Annotated in this window: 1 protein-coding gene; it reads right to left on the bottom strand. The window is 57.5% G+C overall.

What is annotated here, in order from left to right; all coding sequences use genetic code 11:
• A partial coding sequence (locus KH400_RS30430; RefSeq protein ID WP_217228709.1) for a hypothetical protein occupies positions 1 to 332 on the bottom strand: 332 nt, incomplete at both ends.

Below are 332 nucleotides of genomic sequence, written 5' to 3' on the forward strand. Positions count from 1 at the left end.
TCCTCCTCTTTTCCTCTCTTTTCCTTCCTCCCCCCTCCTCTCTTTCCCCCCCCCTTTCCCTTTTTTCTCCTTTTTTTTCTCTCCTTTCTCTTCTTCCTTCTCCTCTCCCTTTCTTTTTTCCTCCTTTTTCTTTCCCCCCCTCCCCTCCCCTTTCCCCCCCCCTTCCCCCTCCCCCTCCCTTTTTCCCTTCCCCCTCCTTCTCTCCCTCTCTCTTTTCCCCCTTCTCCTCTTTTCTCTCTTTTCTCCCTTCCTCCTCCCTCTCCCCCCCCCCTCCTCCCCCCTCCCTTCCTCCTTCTCCCTCCTCCCTCCCCCTCCCCCCCCCTCTCCTTTTC

The organism is Desertibacillus haloalkaliphilus (genome assembly GCF_019039105.1).
GTDB classification, from domain to species: Bacteria; Bacillota; Bacilli; order Bacillales; family KJ1-10-99; genus Desertibacillus; species Desertibacillus haloalkaliphilus.